This window comes from Ensifer sp. Root142 (assembly GCF_001426785.1).
In the GTDB taxonomy this organism is placed as follows: domain Bacteria; phylum Pseudomonadota; class Alphaproteobacteria; order Rhizobiales; family Rhizobiaceae; genus Ensifer; species Ensifer canadensis.
This window is the reverse complement of the sequence record NZ_LMFK01000034.1, coordinates 461,953-479,507: the sequence shown is the minus strand read 5'-3', so window position 1 is coordinate 479,507 and position 17,555 is coordinate 461,953. Positions and strand designations below refer to the sequence as shown.

The following is a 17,555-nucleotide window of genomic DNA, read 5'->3' as shown; positions in this document are numbered from 1 at the left end:
GTTATCGGTTATCTGTCCGAATGCAAGGGCAGGCTGTCTAAACCTGTACCTCAGCGAAGCACTCGTAGCATGGCGCGGTACCGCGCCTGACTGTTCTTCAGGTGAGCGCGCATGGCTGAGCGGGCCTGTGTCTCGTCGCCATTTTGAATGGCGACGAGGATCGCTTCATGTTCGTCCACGAGCCGCTCGATATCGACCAAGGGCAGCGTCGTCTCCTCACCGTTCTCGGTCACCGCCCGGCGCGGAATAAGCGTCGGACCGAGCATCTGCAGGAATTCTGCGAAGCGCGGGTTGTTGGTGGCCTGAGCAATCGCGAGGTGGAAGGCAAAATCGGCCTCTGCGCTCGGTCGGCCTTCCGCGGAACTCGTGCGGAAAGCATCGAAGGCCTCGATGATCTTTTCCTCCTGCCCGGGCGAGCGGCGAAGCGCCGCAAGGGCTGCAGCATCTCCTTCTACGGCGGTGCGAAGTTCGAGCATCTCGATCAGCGAAGATACGCGCGCCAGATCGACATTTTGAAACGGACGGCGGGTGGCAAGCGTTGGAGCGAGAACAAAGACGCCCGCTCCTTGGCGTGGCTCCACCAGTCCGTCAGAACGTAGTGCTGCAATTGCCTCGCGCACGACCGTGCGGCTCACACCGAATTCCTGCGTCAGTTGGGCCTCGGAGGGCAGCCGATCACCCGGCTTGTGATGACCCTTGGACATGCGTGCGCGAAGCGCGTCTGCAACCTTGACCACCAGCGTCGTGGTTGGCAGCGGAGCCGGTTCGTGGGTGGTCACTTTCGTCATGCGTGCCGCCATTCGGTGAATAAGGCGGGAATCCGCCGTTGATTGTGGATACGCCATTGCCCCACAACGGCGCAATCCGTGCCTAGATCGATTTGAGGTCGTCCGGCTGCAGCTCCTCAGGCAGGTTCTGGTAGCAGACGGGCCTGAGGAACCTTCGGATGGAAAGGGTTCCAACGGACGTTGCGCCGAAGTTTGTGGATGCCGGATAGGGGCCGCCGTGGACCATGGCATCGCAGACTTCGACCCCGGTCGGGTAACCATTTGCCAGAACACGACCCGCCTTGCGCTCCAGGATCGCCAACAGGCTGCGTGCAACTTGAGTGTCGCCCGCATCAAGATGCAACGTGGCGGTAAGCTGGCCATTGAAGCTCTTTGCTACGGCAATCATCTCCTCGATAGTCTCGACCGTCACAATAAGGCCGAGCGGACCGAACACTTCTTCGGAAAGTAGATGGTTGGAGAGCCAGTCCTCGGCGGAAACGCGGAAGAGGAAGGGTGTGGCGTCGCGCTGGTCGCAGGTGGTGGTCAAGACCTCGCGCACACCGGCGCCGGCAGCGATGCGCATGCTTCCCTCGCGATAGGCTTTGGCCATGCCGTCAGTCAGCATCGCCTGCGGACCGACCCCTGAGAGCGCGGAACGGGTCGCTTCGGCGAACGCGTCGGCCTGATCGGAAAGGATAATGGCGATGCCCGGATTGGTGCAGAATTGCCCGGCGCCGATCGTCAGCGAACTCGCCCACCCTTTTGCGATTTCCGCGCCGCGGGCTTTCAGCGCTTCCGGCAGGATGAACATCGGGTTCACCGAGCCCAGTTCGCCGAAGAAGGGAATGGGTTCGGGACGTGAGACGCAGAGATCGAAGAGCGCGCGACCGCCGGCAAGCGAACCGGTAAAGCCGACCGCTTTGACGAGCGGATGCGTGACGAGTGCGGTGCCGACATCGCGACGACCGCCTTGGATCAAAGAGAAGACGCCCGGGTGGAGGCCAAGTCTCCTGATGGCGGCATCGGCGGCTTCCGCCACGATCTCACTTGTGCCGGGATGGGCGGAGTGACCCTTGACGATGACCGGACACCCGGCGGCAAGCGCAGAGGCGGTGTCGCCGCCCATCGTCGAGAAGGCAAGCGGGAAGTTGGAAGCGCCGAACACGGCGACCGGGCCGATTGGGCGCTGCATCAAACGAATATCCGGTCGGGGCAGGGGGGTGCGGTTCGGCAGCGCCTCGTCATGGCGCCTGTCCAGATGTTCGCCCTTGCGGATGTGGGAAGCGAAGAGGCGCAGCTGACCCGTGGTGCGGCCGCGCTCGCCTTCGAGGCGGGCGGCGGGCAAGCCGGTTTCCGAGGCGCCGATCTCAGTGATCTTGGTCCCACGGACCTCGATTTCGTCGGCAATGGTGTCGAGGAGGGCAGCGCGCGTCTCGCGGGACGAATAACCGTAGGACCAGAAGGCTTCCTCGGCGGATTCGGCCGCCGTGTTGACCAGTTCGACGGTGCCGACGGAAAAGTCAAAGGCATCGCCGTGGGCGGGCTCGCTGCGGAATTTGATCTGCGCTGCGCGCCATTCGCCGGCGATCAGGTGTTTGCCATGTGGCTCATAGGTCATTTCTTACTCCTTGAATATCGGATTGTTTACGAAGTCGCCGCCCTGGAAACGTGTCGTCGGGTCGCTCGGGTCGGGCCTCGGGGTGAGGGCCTCAATGTGGGTGCGATGGGCCTCGGCATTGTCTTTGGGCTTCCAGCCCAGCCAGCCAAGATGCGAGTTGTCCCACCAGCCGGCGTCGTTGGCCGAGCTGCCCCAGATGACCGGGCAGCCAAGGGTCGACACGCGGAAAATTGCCTCGATCATCGAAGCGAAATCGTCGTGAGAGAGAAAGGTCGACAGCATTCGATAGTTCGTTGGCTCGAGCGTACAGGAGCCGATGCGTACCAGGGCGGTTTCTTGGCCAAATTTGTCGAAGTACAGGCGAGCGAGGGCCTCGCCGAAGCATTTGGAGACCCCATAGAGTCCGTCCGGGCGGTATGGGGCGTCTGGCCCGAGCCGCTCGGTCTGCGGATAGTAGCCGATCGTGTGGTTGGAACTCGCAAAGACGATGCGGGGCTGACCGTGAGAGCGTGCAGCTTCATAAAGATTGTAAAGGCCGACAATATTGCCGGCAAGGATCTGGTCGAAGGGCCGTTCGACGGAAACGCCGCCAAGGTGGACGATGCCGTCGCAGCCGGCGACCATCTCATGGACTGCTGCTGCGTCAGAAAGATCGCAGGACATGCACTCCTCATCGCGCTCGGGCGGGTCAAGCCGAGCAAGATCCGCAAGGCGAATTGTATCGGCGAGAGGCGCAAGCCGTTTGCGCATGACCCGGCCCAGCTGGCCCGCCGCGCCGGTGATCAAAAGGCGTCTCATTTGGGGTATTCCTTTGCGCATTGCCGCATTGCCAGGCACGGCACCGCAGCCATTTCGACCTGCCAATGGCGTGAACCGGCAGAGCCTCAACCTTCTAGCGGTCTTCGTGCCCGAAAAAGCTGCCATCGTTTCACTCGAAACCACATTCGGTCTCGCGTCATTCCTGCGGGCACCTTGACCTCCGATGACATATCATACAATAACGGTAACACATATTATATGTTGTCGACAACTTGAAGGAGGAATTTATGCTGACTGTTGAAACAAGGCAGGCGGTCAACCCGGAATACGCCAAAACACTCGATACATCCGGACTTCGAAAGCATTTCTTGGCCCAGGATATGTTCAGGGCCGGAGAGATCCGACTGGTCTACACCCACTACGATCGTTTCGTGATGGGTGGAGCGGTGCCGGGTGATGCGCCCCTGACGCTTGACAAGGTGGAGGAAACGAAGACCCCGCTGTTTCTCGATCGCCGTGAAATGGGCATCGTCAACATTGGCGAGACCGGTACTGTTGCCGCCGGCGGGCAGACCTATACCTTGAACCGGGGCGATGTGCTTTATCTCGGTGCCGGATCGGGGGCGGTCACCTTTGCTGGCAAGGGCCGGTTCTATATCACGTCCTGCCCGGCCCATCGCAGCCTGCCGGCGCGCCTCATCACGGCCGCCGAAAGCAAGGAAGTGAAGATGGGCGCATCGGAAACCTCCAACAAGCGCACCATCAATCAGTTCATCCATCCGCTCGTGATGGAAAGCTGCCAACTGGTGCTCGGCTATACCACGTTGGAGGACGGTTCCGTCTGGAACACCATCCCTTCGCATATCCATGACCGTCGCATGGAGGCCTATCTCTATTTTGGTATGGATGAAAAATCCCGGGTGCTTCATCTGATGGGCGAGCCCCAGGAGACCCGCCACCTGTTCATTTCGAATGAGCAAGGCGCGCTTTCCCCACCCTGGTCCATCCACTCCGGCGCGGGCATCGGCTCCTACACATTCATCTGGGCCATGGCTGGCGACAACGTCGACTATACCGACATGGACTTCATCCAACCGGAGGATCTGAAATGATAAATTCCTTTTCGCTTCAAGGGCGTAAAGCTCTTGTCACGGGATCGAATACCGGACTTGGTCAAGCGATTGCGGCAGGACTTGCTGCCGCAGGCGCCGAGGTTATCTGCGCGGCCCGCCGCTCGCCCGACGAAACTCTGGATTTAATCGGCAGGGCCGGCGGCAAGGCGAGTGGCATGCAGCTCGACTTCAAGGATCCCATGGCGGCACGAGACATATTTGTCGACCGGGACATCGATATCCTCGTCAACAACGCCGGCATCATCCGACGGGCGGATGCGGTGGATTTCACCGAGGAGGACTGGGACGCGGTCGTCGACGTGAACCTGAAGGCATTGTTTTTCACGACCCAGGCGTTCGCAAAGGAGTTGTTGGCCAAGGAGCGGTCTGGAAACGTGGTCAATATCGCTTCGCTTCTTTCCTTCCAGGGCGGTATCCGCGTTCCCTCCTACACGGCCGCAAAACACGGCGTCGCCGGTCTCACCAAATTGCTTGCCAACGAATGGGCGGCGAAGGGCATCAATGTAAACGCAGTTGCCCCCGGCTACATCGAGACCAACAATACCGAGGCGCTACGCGCTGATGCCGCCCGCAACAAGGCAATCCTCGATCGCATCCCTGCCAATCGTTGGGGTCGCCCCGAGGACATCGCAGGGGCGGTGGTCTTCCTCTCCTCGCCAGCGGCGAATTACGTCCACGGTGCGGTCCTCAATGTCGACGGTGGCTGGTTGGCGCGTTAATCGTCGGCTCGTGGCAATTTGTCATTTAACTTGTATGATGACTGATTGACATATGTATGATGTCTAGCTATGGCTACGGTCAGTTGAATGCACAGAGGAATACTGAAATGACCCCCGAACAAATCAAGGTTGCTCTTGGCTCCGGCCTTCTTTCCTTCCCGGTCACGCATTTCGATGCGCAAGGCCGCTTTGCGCCAGAAAGCTACAAGGCGCATGTCGAGTGGCTCGCGGGTTACAAGGCCCCGGTGCTTTTCGCAGCCGGTGGCACGGGGGAGTTCTTCTCGTTGCGGCCAGATGAAATCCCAGGCATCGTCGCATCCGCCAAGGAGGCTGCAGGCGAAACCGCCATCGTGTCGGGTTGTGGCTACGGCACCGAAATCGCTGTCGATATCGCCCGATCGGTCGAGAAGGCTGGGGCCGACGGCATCCTGCTACTGCCGCACTATCTTATCGATGCGCCTCAGGAAGGGCTCTATGCCCACATTAAGAAAGTCTGCCAGTCGGTCGGTATCGGCGTCATGGTCTATAACCGTGACAATTCGGTGCTGCAGGCCGATACGCTTGCCCGGCTGTGCGACGAATGCCCGAACCTGATCGGCTTCAAGGACGGCACGGGTGACATCGGGCTTCTGCGCCAGGTTACCGCAAAGATGGGCGATCGCCTGATGTATCTCGGTGGCATGCCGACGGCCGAGCTTTTTGCCGAAGCCTATCTCGGCGCCGGCGTCACGACCTATTCATCCGCCGTGTTCAACTTCGTACCGGGCCTTGCCAACGAGTTCTACGTGGCACTGCGCGCCGGCGACCGCTCTACTTGCGAGCGCATCCTGGTGGATTTCTTCTATCCGTTCATGGCGATCCGCAACCGGGTGAAGGGCTACGCCGTCTCGGCGATCAAGGCCGGCGTGCGGCTACAGGGCTTCGACGCGGGACCGGTGCGCGCGCCGCTGGTGGACCTGACGGATGAGGAACTGGGCATGCTCGACAAGCTCATCGGCGGGCAGAAACGCAAGGTCTGATACCGCGACTTCCGGAGGAATGCATGAAGATCACCGCCGTTCGCACGCATCTCTTGGAACACCGGCTCGACACGCCGTTCGAAAGCGCCTCGATGCGCTTTGACCGCCGTGCTCATGTCCTGGTGGAGATAGAATGCGATGATGGAACGATCGGCTGGGGCGAATGTCTCGGTCCGGCAAAACCCAACGCGGCGGTGGTCGCAGCCTTTTCGCGCTGGCTTATCGGTCAGGACCCGCGCTCAACCGAGAAAATCTGGGCCGTGCTCTACAATGCACTGCGCGATCAGGGACAGCGTGGTCTCACCGTCACCGCACTGTCGGGCATCGACATCGCGTTGTGGGACATCAAAGGCAAGCACTACGGCGCCTCGATCTCCATGCTGCTTGGTGGACGCTGGCGGCAAAGCGTGCGCGCCTATGCCACGGGTAGCTTCAAGCGTGACGGCGTCGATCGGGTTGCCGACAACGCCAACGAAATGGCGGAGCGCCGCACACAGGGGTTCCACGCCTGCAAGATTAAAATTGGTTTCGGCGTCGACGAGGATCTGCGCGTCATCCGCGCTGTTCGCGAGGCGATAGGCTCCGAAATGCGCCTGATGATCGACGCCAATCACGGTTACACCGTCACCGAAGCGATCCGGCTCGGCAAAGCAGCAGCGGAGTATGATATCGACTGGTTCGAGGAGCCGGTGGTGCCCGAACAGCTGTCGGCCTACCTGGAGGTTCGCACATGTCAGCCGATCCCCGTTGCGGGTGGCGAGACCTGGCATACAAGGTTCGGCATGTGGCAGGCGCTGGAGGCCCGTGCGGTCGACATTCTCCAGCCCGATCTCTGCGGCTGCGGCGGCTTTTCCGAAGCGCAGAAGATCGCAAGCCTGGCGACACTTCATGGTATCCGCGTCGTGCCACATGTCTGGGGGACAGGCGTGCAGATCGCCGCGGCACTGCAATTCATGGCAGCGATGGTGCCCGATCCGGTCCGCGCCAATCCGATCGAGCCCATCCTGGAATTCGACCGAACGGAGAATCCATTCCGGCAGGCGGTGCTTAAGACACCACTGGAGGCGGTCAATGGCGTCGTCACTATTCCAGATGGTCCAGGTCTCGGGATCGAGATCAATCGTGATGCCCTCGTCGAATTCAAGATGCTCCAATCGTGAAACGAACGAGCGCAGTCTTCCAGCACGCGTACCGCGTTTGCAAAGCGGCGCTTTAGACGCAGCGTGGCCGTGAACTAGGCTGACTCCGATGGATCTAAGGGGTCCTGGCCCGCTAGCTTCATAATTTCGATCGTCCGTTTATCGCTTCTCGATCGTGCGGGCGGTTGCAAGGCGTATTTCCTGCTCCGGTTCGTCGAGTTGCATCAAGTCGCCATGCCGGCTCTGATGAACCTTGTTCAGGTGGTCGCGGGGGCTGAGCCCAAGTGTGCGCTTGAACATGCGCGAGAAGTAATAGGGGTCTGCATAGCCGACTTCCGCAGCCGCTGCCGCAACCGAAAGCCCTCCTTCCAGAAAATGCATCGCGCGCTCCATTCGCTTGAGCTCCTGGTATTTGCGTGGCGTGCGGCCGACGCGCTTCTGGAATTCGCGCAGAAAATAATCGTAGTTGTAGGGTGCGGCATCGACCGCCCTCATGGCGATGTCGGTTTCAAGCGGATTGGCCGAGATCATCGTTGCTGCCTTCATCACCGCAAGGTCAATCGCATCCGCGCCCTCCGGCTGGTAGGTCGCGTGGTCGCGCCACCCGAGAAACGCATCCTCGATGAAGGCGATGAGAAGGACCATGAAAAGATGGTGCTGGCCGAGCGATACCGAGGAAGGGGGCGCGCTCTGACGGTAGTGACGGGCAATCGGTTCCAGAAACGGCCAGCGGCTCAGTTGCAGTTTGGGCCTGAGTTGCATCTGCTCGATGAGATTGTGACGACCATAGATGTCGAGCGTAAAGTGCTGCGCCACGCCTATATAGGTTTCGCGCCCTTCATTCCAGCCGATGAAGTGTTGGCCGCCGCTGATCAGCATGGCGTCGCCCCGCTCCATCACGCGTGGTTCGCCGTCGATCAGATAATGACCGCGGCCCTCAAGGCAGATGACGAGATCGTCGACCGGATTGGATTTGTCGATCCGCCAGGTTTGCGAATGCTCCATGCGGATCGCCGCGCGCGTCAGGTTGAGCGTCAACGCCGCGGCGGGAATCGCCGATAGAATACCACCTTCGATTTCGTCCATCTTTTTCCTTCCCTTTGTGAATTCATTCTGATCTGAAAATAGCCCAATGTCACCGAATAAACCGTGTCTTCTGGGGAGGAGATCGGTTCGTGGTATAGAAACGTGGCATTCCGCCCATTCTTCCTGCACCGAATTGGGAGCCAGATTTGTACAAAATTGCATCTATGCAGGCTGCGCTCAAGGGCTGCCCGGGAGGGATGTCATGAAGATGCAGCGCCTTATGGGGCTGGGCTATCTCGCCCCGTATATCATCGGCCTTCTGGTCTTCACGGCGATCCCTTTCATCGGGTCGCTGTACCTGAGCTTTACCAGCTATGACCTTATGAGCGAACCTCGGTGGACAGGGATTGCCAATTACGAACGGCTCTTCACACGCGATCGCACCTTCACGAAGTCGCTGAACGTCACACTGCTCTATGTGTTCCTGACGGTACCGTTGAAGCTTGCCTTCGCGCTCTTCATCGCCGCGATCCTAAACTACAAGCTGATGTTCATCGGTCTCTTCCGAACCGCCTTCTACGTTCCCTCCATCCTCGGCGGCTCGATCGCCATTGCCGTTTTGTGGCGCTACATCTTCGCCACGGAGGGACTTGCCAACATGGCGCTGACGACGGTCGGTTTTTCTCCGGTTGACTGGTTTGGTGATCCGACGAACGCGCTGTTCACGATTACGCTATTGCGATGCTGGCAGTTCGGATCAGCCATGGTGATTTTCCTCGCCGCTCTGCAGTCGATAGACAAGTCGCTTTACGAGGCGGCAGCCATCGACGGCGCGGGCAAGGTGCGCACCTTCTTCTTCATCACGTTGCCACTGCTGACCCCGGTCATTTTCTTCAACCTCATCATGCAGATGGTTCAAGCATTCCAGGAGTTCAACGGACCTTACATCATCACACAGGGTGGTCCGCTGAAGGCGACGTATCTGCTGCCGCTCTACATCTACGACGAGGCCTTCAAGAAGTTCAACATGGGCTATGCCTCGGCCATAGCATGGGTGCTCTTCACCATCGTCACCGCCCTGACCCTCGTTGCCTTCTGGTCATCGAAGAAATGGGTCTTTTACGCAGGCGACAAGAGGAGCTGACCGCAAATGACCGATCTCGCAACCTTCAACGATCTCCAGGCCGCTCGCAGGGCAAGGCTCCGTCTCGTCTCGACGGCGGTCCGCTATGTTCTGCTCTTCGCAGTCGGCTTCGTCATGCTCTATCCGCTCATCTGGCTGGTTGGAGCGAGCTTAAAGACAAATTCCGAAATCTTCGCAGGTGCAGGCTTCCTGCCGGAGAACCCGACTGCCGAAGGTTACATCAAGGGCTGGCAGACATCGACACCCTATACGTTCGGCCGGTTCTTCTGGAATTCCTTCCTGATCATCCTGCCAAAGGTGATCGGGACGGCCATCTCCTGCACGCTGGCGGCCTATGCGTTCGCCCGGTTCGATTTCCCATTCAAGAAGATCCTTTTCGGCTCGGTCATTGCAATCCTGCTGTTGCCCAATGTCGTCACCCGCATTCCTCAATATATCCTGTTCCGTGATCTTGGCTGGCTCGACAGCTTTCTGCCGCTCTGGGTGCCGTCAGCGCTCGCTGGCGACGCCTTCTTCGTTTTCATGTTGGTGCAATTCCTGCGCTCATTGCCAACAGACATGGAGGAGGCGGCACGGGTGGATGGTGCCAATAGCATCCAGACGCTGATCTATATCGTGGTCCCGATGCTCGCCCCGGCACTGATTTCGGTGTGCCTGTTCCAGTTCATGTGGACCATGAACGATTTCCTCGGGCCGCTGATCTATCTGTCCTCGGTGGACAAGTATCCGGTCAGCCTCGCCCTCAAGCTTTCGATCGACACGACCGAAGCTTTCGAATGGAACCGCATCCTCGCGATGTCGGTGCTCACGATCGCCCCTGCTCTGATCGTGTTCTTTGCTGCGCAACGTTACTTCATTGAAGGGATCTCCTCCGGGGGGATCAAGGGCTGAACATGGCTAAGGTTCAACTGAAAAATCTCGAAAAGGTCTATGGCAACGCCTTCAAGGCGGTCCATGGCATCAATCTCGACATCAACGACGGCGAGTTCATGGTTTTCGTCGGTCCGTCGGGCTGCGCCAAATCGACGACGCTGCGCATGGTGGCTGGACTTGAGGAGATTTCCGGCGGGGAAGTCCTCATTGGGGATCGGCGCGTCAACGATCTGCCGCCGGGCAAGCGCTCAATTGCCATGGTCTTCCAGAACTACGCCCTCTACCCTCATATGAAGGTTCGCGGCAACCTGGCCTTCGGGCTCAAGATCGCCGGCAAGCCGAAGGCGGAGATCGACGCCGCGATCAAGCAAGTGGCCGAGATTCTTGAGATCGAGCCGCTTCTCGACCGCCTTCCCAAGCAGCTTTCAGGCGGTCAGGCCCAGCGCGTGGCTCTCGGTCGCGCGCTCATCAAGAAGCCGGGCGTCTTCCTGTTCGATGAGCCACTATCCAATCTCGACGCCAAGTTGCGAGCCTCGATGCGCGTCCGCATAACCGACCTGCATCGCCAGCTCAAAGCGGAGGGCTTGTCGTCGACGGTCATCTACGTGACGCATGATCAGACCGAGGCCATGACGATGGGGGATCGCATATGCGTTATGCAGGCGGGTCACATCATGCAGGTGGCCACGCCCAAGGAACTCTACGATCGCCCGGCGAACCTGTTCGTTGCCGGCTTCATTGGCAGTCCGGAAATGAACCTTGTCGACGCCCGGCTCGACGGATCGTCCTTTTCGATCGGCAGCCAGACCTTGCCGCTCGGACCACACCTTGAAGGCCGGCTTTCGGCCCGCCCGACAGAAGCCGTGATCGGCACCCGACCACAGCATCTATCGCTGGCGGCGGACGGGCCGGCGCTCACCGCGAAGCTCACTAATGCTGAGTTCATGGGGCACGAGGTCTATCTCCACGCTGATCTCGAGGGTCGCAAGGTGGTGAGCGTCGTCGGCGCAGCCGAGTTCGAAGCACTGGGAGGGTCGGAGATCATCCGCCTTCGTCCCGATCCGGAACGATTGCACATTTTCGACAAGACTGACGGTCGCAACGTGTCGCTTTGAGGAGGCGGCGTTGGGCCATACACCAAGAAGGAGGAGAACCATGAAGACTGCGAAAACCTTGCTTGCATTGACCGGCGTCGCCTATGGCGCGCTCACGTTCGGTGCCACCGCTGGCGCCGCCGAACTGCGCATGGCGTGGTGGGGCGGTGATAGTCGTCACGTAGCCACTCAAAAGGCGACAGCTGCCTGCGGCCAGAAATACGGCCACACGGTCAAGGGCGAGTTCACCGGCTTCGACGGCTACCTCGAAAAACTGACGACGCAAATGGCCGGCAGGACCGAAGCTGATATCGTTCAGGTCAACTGGCCGTGGCTGCCGCTGTTTTCCAAGAATGGCGAGGGGTTCGCCGACCTTCGCACGCTGAAGGCAATCGACCTGTCCAACTGGACGGAAGGCGATCTCGCGGCCGGTTCGATGAATGGGGTCCTGCAGGGGCTATCCGTCTCGACGACGGGTCGTGTCTTCTTCTTTAACGCGACGACCTTCGAAAAGGCAGGCGTCGAAATTCCGAAGACCTGGGACGAGTTCTTCGCCGCAACCGCGACCATCAAGGACAAGCTCGGCAAGGACCACTACACCTTCAACGCGGTGAAGGAGACTGCCCAATTGCTGGTGACCCTTGCCGTCGTGCAGAAGACTGGCAAGGATCTCGTCGATCAGACGAGCAACCGCGTAGCATGGACGCCAGAGGAACTCGCCGAAGGCATCTCCTTCCTCGGCAAGCTGGTGGAAACCGGCGCGATCCGCTCGCAGAAGGAGGAGGCCGCCGACGGCAACGTCAATCTGTTTGAAAAGCCCTCCTGGGCCGAAGGCAAGGTCGCCGGCTCCTACGAATGGGATTCAACTTACTCCAAGTATGCCGACCCGTTGAAGGATGGTCAGGTTCTCAAGCCTGTACCAATGCTGAAGCTTTCGGATGCGGTTACCGAAGGCGTCTATCGCAAGCCTTCCATGGTGTTTTCGATCTCCAAGAACTCGAAGAACCAGGATGCGGCGGCGCAGATCGTCAACTGCCTCCTGAACGAGCCGGAAGGCATCGATGCTCTAGGCACCTCGCGCGGTCTTCCCGCGTCGAAAGCGGCCGCCGCCAGGTTGGGCGACAAGGGCGAACCCGAGGTTCGCGCCGCCAATGCGATCGTCATGGCCGCCACGGGGCCGATGGTTTCGCCCTTCAATGAACACCCAGAAATTCGTGCCGCTTTCATCGATACGCTTGAGGAGTACGCCTATGGCCAGATCAGCGCAGAAGATGGCGCCAAACAGATCATCGACACGGTGAACGACGTTCTGGCCGAGTTCGACTGACCATTGATACTGCCCGCCGCGGATGCCGCGGCGGGTCCTCCGTCTCTTGGCGGCACGCAACACGAGGCACGACATGACCCGACCTTCCATCATCGCGCGCTCGGCGCGAACGGCGGCGCTATGCCTGCCGCAGCCCGGAGCCCTCTACCGTTTGAAATCGAGGACGGTCTGGCGGCTTTCATCCCCGGATGAGACCGGCGTTCTGCAACACGGAGAAGCCCAAACGGTCGTCACCCTTCTGCACGAGCTTCGTCCGGCTACCCGTTATCTTTTCGAGGTGGAGGGATTTCAGCCGCTGTCGTTTCAGACTGCGCCCTGCGCAGGTGTCGTGGAAGCAACCGATTTCGGACTCGTCGCCGATATTGCGCCTGACGATATTGAAGGCGCGCGCAGCAATGCTGCGGCCCTTTGTGAAGCGGTCGCAGCCGTTCCAACCGGAGGTACGCTCCATCTCGGTCCAGGCCTGTGGACGTCCTTTCCACTTAGGCTCAAAAGTCAAATGACTTTGCACCTTGCCGAAGGGGCGACCCTCCAAGCGCCTTCGGTGCGCGCGGGCTGGCCTGTTCTCCCTTCCCACGATCACAACGGCAGCATGCTTGGAAGTTGGGAAGGTCTGCCGGCGGCCTGCTTTAATGCCCCGGTAAACGCGGTGCAGGCGGATAACCTGGTGATCGAGGGCAGGGGCGTCTTCGACGGATCTGGCGACAGGGGCGATTGGTGGAGTTGGCCGAAAGAGACGCGTGATGGTGCGCGTCGCCCGCGTGGCCTGCATCTTATCAACTGCCGTGATGTGACACTGCTCGGTTTTACGATCCGCAATGCACCGTCCTGGACGATCCATCCGCAAGGCTGCGCTCGGCTGACCGCTGCCGGACTAACCATCGTTGCCCCAGCTGACAGCCCGAACACCGATGGGTTCAACCCTGAGAGCTGTCGTGAGGTCGTGATTGCGGGCGTGCGCTTTTCAGTCGGCGACGATTGCATTGCCGTCAAGGCAGGAAAACGCGGCCCGAACGGCGAGGCTGATCACCTTGCCGAAACGCGCGGCGTCCGTGTCAGTCACTGCCTGATGGAGCGTGGCCACGGCGGCTTGGTAATTGGCTCGGAGATGTCCGGCGGCGTCGATGACGTCTCCGTCGAGGATTGCGAGATGATCGGCACCGATCGCGGCCTGCGGCTGAAGACCCGTCGCGGTCGCGGCGGGTCGATCACCAATATCGCAATGCGCCGCGTGTTGCTCGATGGCGTCGAAACCGCGCTGTCGGCCAACGCTCACTATCATTGCGACGCGGATGGCCACGATGACTGGGTGCAGTCCCGTGAGCCGGCGGTCGTCAATTCTGGAACGCCGCTCATCGACGGCGTCACCATAGAAGACGTCGAGATCCGCGGGCTCGCACATGCGGCAGGCGCGTTTCTCGGACTGCCCGAAGCCCCGATCCGCAACGTCCGTATCCGCCGCCTTAAAATCACCTCGAGCAATCCCGCAGCCGTCGCAACGCCACCCATCATGGCCGACCGCGTGCGAGCCATGCGCCATGAGACGATTGTCAGCGAGCGGGCAGAGGTCGATTGCGACGATCCCTCCTTGTTGAGCGCCGCCCCCGTGTCCCTTCCTTTCGATGAGATGCTCTCGTGAACCCGACAGAATATTTCGACGAATTCGCCAAGCGCTACAACCACTACAAGGGCGGTAGCTGGTGCTACGAGGATGGATGCGTCTATCGCGGCCTCAGTCTTCTTTTTGATGCAACAGGCGACACGCGCTGGAAGGCGCATCTTCATCGTCTCGCCGATCAGCAGATCGGGGCCGATGGCGCGCTTGCGGGCTACCACCCCCAGGAATACAACATCGACAATATCCTGGCCGGGCGCGCCTTATTCCCGCTGGCTGAAGGTGCCGACGAAGTGCGCTACCGATTGGCCGCCGATCGACTGGCTAGGCAGTTGGAAACGCACCCACGCATTTCCGCCGGTAACTACTGGCACAAGAAGCGCTATCCGCACCAGGTCTGGTTGGACGGGCTGTATATGGGGCTGCCCTTTCAGATCGAATATGCGACGATGACCGGCCGCAAGGACCTGATCGCCGATGCGTTGCAGCAGTTTTCAACGGCTTTAGCACTCACGGCGACTACACGCGGCCTCTATGTTCATGGCTATGACGACAGCCGCCAGCAGCGCTGGTCTGACCCTGTGACAGGCAAGTCTCCCGCTGTCTGGGCACGGGCCGTGGGCTGGCTGGCAATGGCAGTGGTCGATGCTCTGGCGACACTTCCTGTTGACCAGGCGACCGCCTCGTTGCGCCAGCGCGCCCGCTTGCTGCTAAAGGAGATCATGGCCCGTCAGGCAGCCTCCTCCGGCCTTTGGCATCAGGTGCTCGACGCGCCGGATCTGAAGGGCAACTACCTCGAAAGCTCTGCCTCGGTCATGTTTGCCTATTCGCTTTTGCGCGCCGCTCGTCTTGGTCTAGTCGAGGCGGACACTGCTGCGGGGGCGGCTGCGGCCGGGCAGCGCGCCCTTGACGCGCTGTTGAATACCCGGCTCGTTGCCGATGCCGAAGGGATCACCCGCTTCACGACCATTGTCCATGTCGCCGGTCTTGGAGGTTTCGAGGGCAACTATCGCGATGGTTCACCGAGCTACTATCTCACCGAACCCATCGTTTCGGATGACGCCAAAGGTGTGGGGCCCTTGATGATGGCATATGCGGAAAGCCTGATGGCCGCTTCGTGAAGCCGCTTGATCAGTCGCTTTCACCAGGAACGAGATCCATGGGCCACAGGCATCGCGCGGATCTCTCGCGGTATATCTCGGCGAAGGCCGGCATCGTCGCAAGCAGGGATTCGGCAAGTGCAATGCCAAGGTCCCGTAGCGACAGGCTGAACGATGTCAGTCGTGGCGACAGAAACTGCGAATGCGGGCTTTGACGCCCGATGATCGCCAGGTCGCGCCCGGGTTTTATTCCGGCTTCGACCAGTCCGCGATAAAGCCCGACGGTAATGGCCTCGTTGATGAGGACGATTGCCGTCGGACGTGTCTCAAGCGCACTCAGTTCCCGGGCGATCTGGTAACCCCCGGCCTCGTTGGGTGTCGAGCGAAAGATGTGACGTGCGTCGAGGTTGAGGCCGTGCCGGGCGAGGGTGGCGCGGCATTGTTCTTCGAACACATAGCCAAGGTTCATGTCGTCGTGCGGACGGGTGACGGCGATATGCTTGTGCCCGCGGGCAACCAGCCGGTCGATGGATGCCTCGGCCATGCCTTCGAAATCGAGGTCCAGCCAGGGCTGGCCGACATCGGTCAGACTTCGTCCGAGCGTGATGAAGGGGATCTTGCGCTTTGCCAGCAGTTCGAAGCGGGCATCGTGGCGCCGGGTGGCCGACAGGATGATGCCGTCGGCAAAGCCGCGGGCGACGACGCGTTTCAGATAGTCGTTCGGGTCCTCTTGCGAGGAGCAGAGCAAGGCGACCAGATCGAGCTTGTGACGAGCAAAGACCGTCTGCACACCGTCGAAGACGCTCATGAAGAAGGTGTCGCCCTGGCCGGTGATTTCGGACCCCGTCTGCATCATGAAGCCGATGACGCCGGTCGTGCCCTTCCTCAGCGCACGGCCCGATTGGTTGGCGACATAGCCAAGGGATTCCGCCGCTTCTAGAACCCGCTTGCGCGTCTCTTCGTTGACGTCGGGCTTGCCATTCAGCGCGCGGGAGACCGTGCCGATCGAAATGTCGAGATGTTCGGCAAGTTGGCGAATCCCCTTCATTTTTCCGCGTTCCTCCCCAGACCCGCGACTGGCCATTTTCACACCTCTTGACACAAAAACCCTTTGCCGCATAGTATCGTAAACGTTTACGGAAGCCAACTGAGGAGTTTCGGCTTTCGTTCCTGGAGGAAATCACGTGAGACACAAGGCCGTTTTGTGCGGGTGCGGAGCTATGGCCAAAGGCTGGCTGAAGGCTCTGACGGAGAGCGACTTTCTGAGGGGGAAGGTGGAGGTTGTGGGCCTCGTCGATCTCGATCAGGCGACCGCGCAAGCGCTCGCTGCCGAGTTCAAGCTTCACGACATCATCATCGGTACAGACCTGCCGGCAGTCCTGCGCGAGAGTAGGGCCGATCTGCTGTTTGACGTCGTCGTTCCGGCCGCTCGGCGCGCGGTCGTGGCGGCCGGTCTGGCCCATGGTTGCCACGTGCTCAGCGAAAAACCGATGGCCGCCACGCTCGATGAGGCGCGCGAACTGCGCCGGCTCGCAACTGACGCTTCACGTGTTCACGCGATCGTCCAGAACCGCCGTTTCATCGACGGCGTCCGCCGGATCCGCCGCCTCATCCAATCCGGCAGCCTCGGTGAACTGACGGCGTTGCATTGCGATTTCTTCCTCGGTCCACACTTCGGCGGCTTCCGCGAGCAGATGGACAACGTCCTGCTGCTCGACATGGCCATCCACACCTTCGACGCGGCGCGCTTCATGTCAGGCAAGGATCCTCTTGCCGTCTATTGCCACGAATACAATCCGCAAGGCTCCTGGTACCGCCACGGCGCTGCAGCCAATGCGATCTTTGAATTCTCCGACAATGTCGCCTTCACCTATCGCGGATCCTGGTGCGCGCAGGGCGCCAATACCAGCTGGGAAAGTGCGTGGCGGATCACCGGCTCCAAGGGAACGCTCATCTGGGATGGCGGCGAACGCTTCGAAGCCAATGTCGTCAGCGGTCGCGAAGGTTTCCTGCGGGCGGTCGAGCCGATCACGGTTCCCGAGGCTGAAGACGGTGCCGACACGCACGGCCATGTAAGCGTCATCGAGCGCTTCATCGGCGCGATCGACACGGGAACCGTGCCGGAAACGGACGGTAGCGACAACATCAAGAGCCTTGCCATGGTCTTCGGCGCGATCGACAGCGCCCGTGATGGCAAACGCGTCACCATTGCAGCCTAG

The 17,555-nt window shown here is 60.3% G+C and carries 16 protein-coding genes; 11 read left to right on the top strand and 5 right to left on the bottom strand.

Annotation, left to right across the window (positions count from 1 at the left end; translation table 11 throughout):
• Window positions 1–50: 50 nt before the first annotated feature.
• The 3 genes from ASD52_RS27030 to ASD52_RS27020 form a co-directional block, all read right to left on the bottom strand.
• Window positions 51–788: a FadR/GntR family transcriptional regulator gene (locus ASD52_RS27030; RefSeq protein WP_057207317.1), complete on the bottom strand. Its 738-nt coding sequence runs from the start codon at window positions 786–788 to the stop codon at window positions 51–53.
• Between the two features lie 82 nt (window positions 789–870).
• Window positions 871–2,388, bottom strand: a complete 1,518-nt coding sequence (locus ASD52_RS27025; protein ID WP_057226026.1) for an aldehyde dehydrogenase (NADP(+)) — start codon at window positions 2,386–2,388, stop codon at window positions 871–873.
• Between the two features lie 3 nt (window positions 2,389–2,391).
• Window positions 2,392–3,186 (bottom strand): NAD(P)-dependent oxidoreductase, encoded by a 795-nt coding sequence (locus ASD52_RS27020; RefSeq protein WP_057207038.1) that lies wholly within the window; start codon window positions 3,184–3,186, stop codon window positions 2,392–2,394.
• Between the two features lie 248 nt (window positions 3,187–3,434).
• Here ASD52_RS27020 and kduI point away from each other — a divergent pair, with 248 nt between their 5' ends.
• From kduI to ASD52_RS27000, 4 genes are all read left to right on the top strand, one after another.
• A complete protein-coding gene (gene kduI / locus ASD52_RS27015) occupies window positions 3,435–4,259 on the top strand; it encodes a 5-dehydro-4-deoxy-D-glucuronate isomerase (RefSeq protein WP_057226023.1) in 825 nt (274 codons plus the stop codon).
• Window positions 4,256–4,999, top strand: coding sequence for a 2-dehydro-3-deoxy-D-gluconate 5-dehydrogenase KduD (kduD, locus tag ASD52_RS27010; RefSeq protein WP_025430403.1), 744 nt, complete (start codon window positions 4,256–4,258; stop codon window positions 4,997–4,999). The genes kduI and kduD overlap by 4 nt, the downstream gene beginning before the upstream one ends.
• A 107-nt stretch (window positions 5,000–5,106) precedes the next feature.
• Window positions 5,107–6,018 carry a 5-dehydro-4-deoxyglucarate dehydratase gene (gene kdgD / locus ASD52_RS27005; RefSeq protein WP_025430402.1) on the top strand — a complete coding sequence of 304 codons (912 nt, stop codon included), beginning with the start codon at window positions 5,107–5,109 and terminating at the stop codon, window positions 6,016–6,018.
• A gap of 23 nt (window positions 6,019–6,041) precedes the next feature.
• Window positions 6,042–7,178 (top strand): mandelate racemase/muconate lactonizing enzyme family protein, encoded by a 1,137-nt coding sequence (locus tag ASD52_RS27000; protein ID WP_057226021.1) that lies wholly within the window; start codon window positions 6,042–6,044, stop codon window positions 7,176–7,178.
• A gap of 138 nt (window positions 7,179–7,316) precedes the next feature.
• Here ASD52_RS27000 and ASD52_RS26995 read toward each other — a convergent pair whose 3' ends face one another.
• Window positions 7,317–8,243 carry a helix-turn-helix domain-containing protein gene (locus tag ASD52_RS26995; RefSeq protein WP_025430400.1) on the bottom strand — a complete coding sequence of 309 codons (927 nt, stop codon included), beginning with the start codon at window positions 8,241–8,243 and terminating at the stop codon, window positions 7,317–7,319.
• A 202-nt stretch (window positions 8,244–8,445) separates the two neighbouring features.
• Between ASD52_RS26995 and ASD52_RS26990 the strand changes: the two genes are divergently transcribed.
• The 6 genes from ASD52_RS26990 (at window position 8,446) to ASD52_RS26965 (ending at window position 15,357) form a co-directional block, all read left to right on the top strand.
• Complete coding sequence (locus ASD52_RS26990) at window positions 8,446–9,327, top strand: sugar ABC transporter permease (protein ID WP_025430399.1); 882 nt, start codon at window positions 8,446–8,448, stop codon at window positions 9,325–9,327.
• A gap of 6 nt (window positions 9,328–9,333) precedes the next feature.
• The gene (locus ASD52_RS26985; RefSeq protein WP_025430398.1) at window positions 9,334–10,218 is read left to right on the top strand and encodes a carbohydrate ABC transporter permease; all 885 of its coding nucleotides are present in this window, start codon (window positions 9,334–9,336) and stop codon (window positions 10,216–10,218) included.
• Between the two features lie 2 nt (window positions 10,219–10,220).
• The gene (gene ugpC / locus ASD52_RS26980) at window positions 10,221–11,315 is read left to right on the top strand and encodes a sn-glycerol-3-phosphate ABC transporter ATP-binding protein UgpC (RefSeq protein ID WP_057226019.1); all 1,095 of its coding nucleotides are present in this window, start codon (window positions 10,221–10,223) and stop codon (window positions 11,313–11,315) included.
• Window positions 11,316–11,355: 40 nt separating this feature from the next.
• Window positions 11,356–12,621: an ABC transporter substrate-binding protein gene (locus ASD52_RS26975; protein ID WP_025430396.1), complete on the top strand. Its 1,266-nt coding sequence runs from the start codon at window positions 11,356–11,358 to the stop codon at window positions 12,619–12,621.
• A 73-nt stretch (window positions 12,622–12,694) separates the two neighbouring features.
• Complete coding sequence (locus ASD52_RS26970; protein WP_057226017.1) at window positions 12,695–14,260, top strand: glycoside hydrolase family 28 protein; 1,566 nt, start codon at window positions 12,695–12,697, stop codon at window positions 14,258–14,260.
• Window positions 14,257–15,357, top strand: coding sequence for a glycoside hydrolase family 88 protein (locus ASD52_RS26965; protein ID WP_025430394.1), 1,101 nt, complete (start codon window positions 14,257–14,259; stop codon window positions 15,355–15,357). The genes ASD52_RS26970 and ASD52_RS26965 overlap by 4 nt, the downstream gene beginning before the upstream one ends.
• Before the next feature lie 10 nt (window positions 15,358–15,367).
• Here the strand turns inward: ASD52_RS26965 and ASD52_RS26960 are convergent, their stop codons facing one another.
• Window positions 15,368–16,384: a LacI family DNA-binding transcriptional regulator gene (locus tag ASD52_RS26960; protein WP_025430393.1), complete on the bottom strand. Its 1,017-nt coding sequence runs from the start codon at window positions 16,382–16,384 to the stop codon at window positions 15,368–15,370.
• A gap of 136 nt (window positions 16,385–16,520) precedes the next feature.
• Here ASD52_RS26960 and ASD52_RS26955 point away from each other — a divergent pair, with 136 nt between their 5' ends.
• Complete coding sequence (locus ASD52_RS26955; protein ID WP_128090347.1) at window positions 16,521–17,555, top strand: Gfo/Idh/MocA family oxidoreductase; 1,035 nt, start codon at window positions 16,521–16,523, stop codon at window positions 17,553–17,555.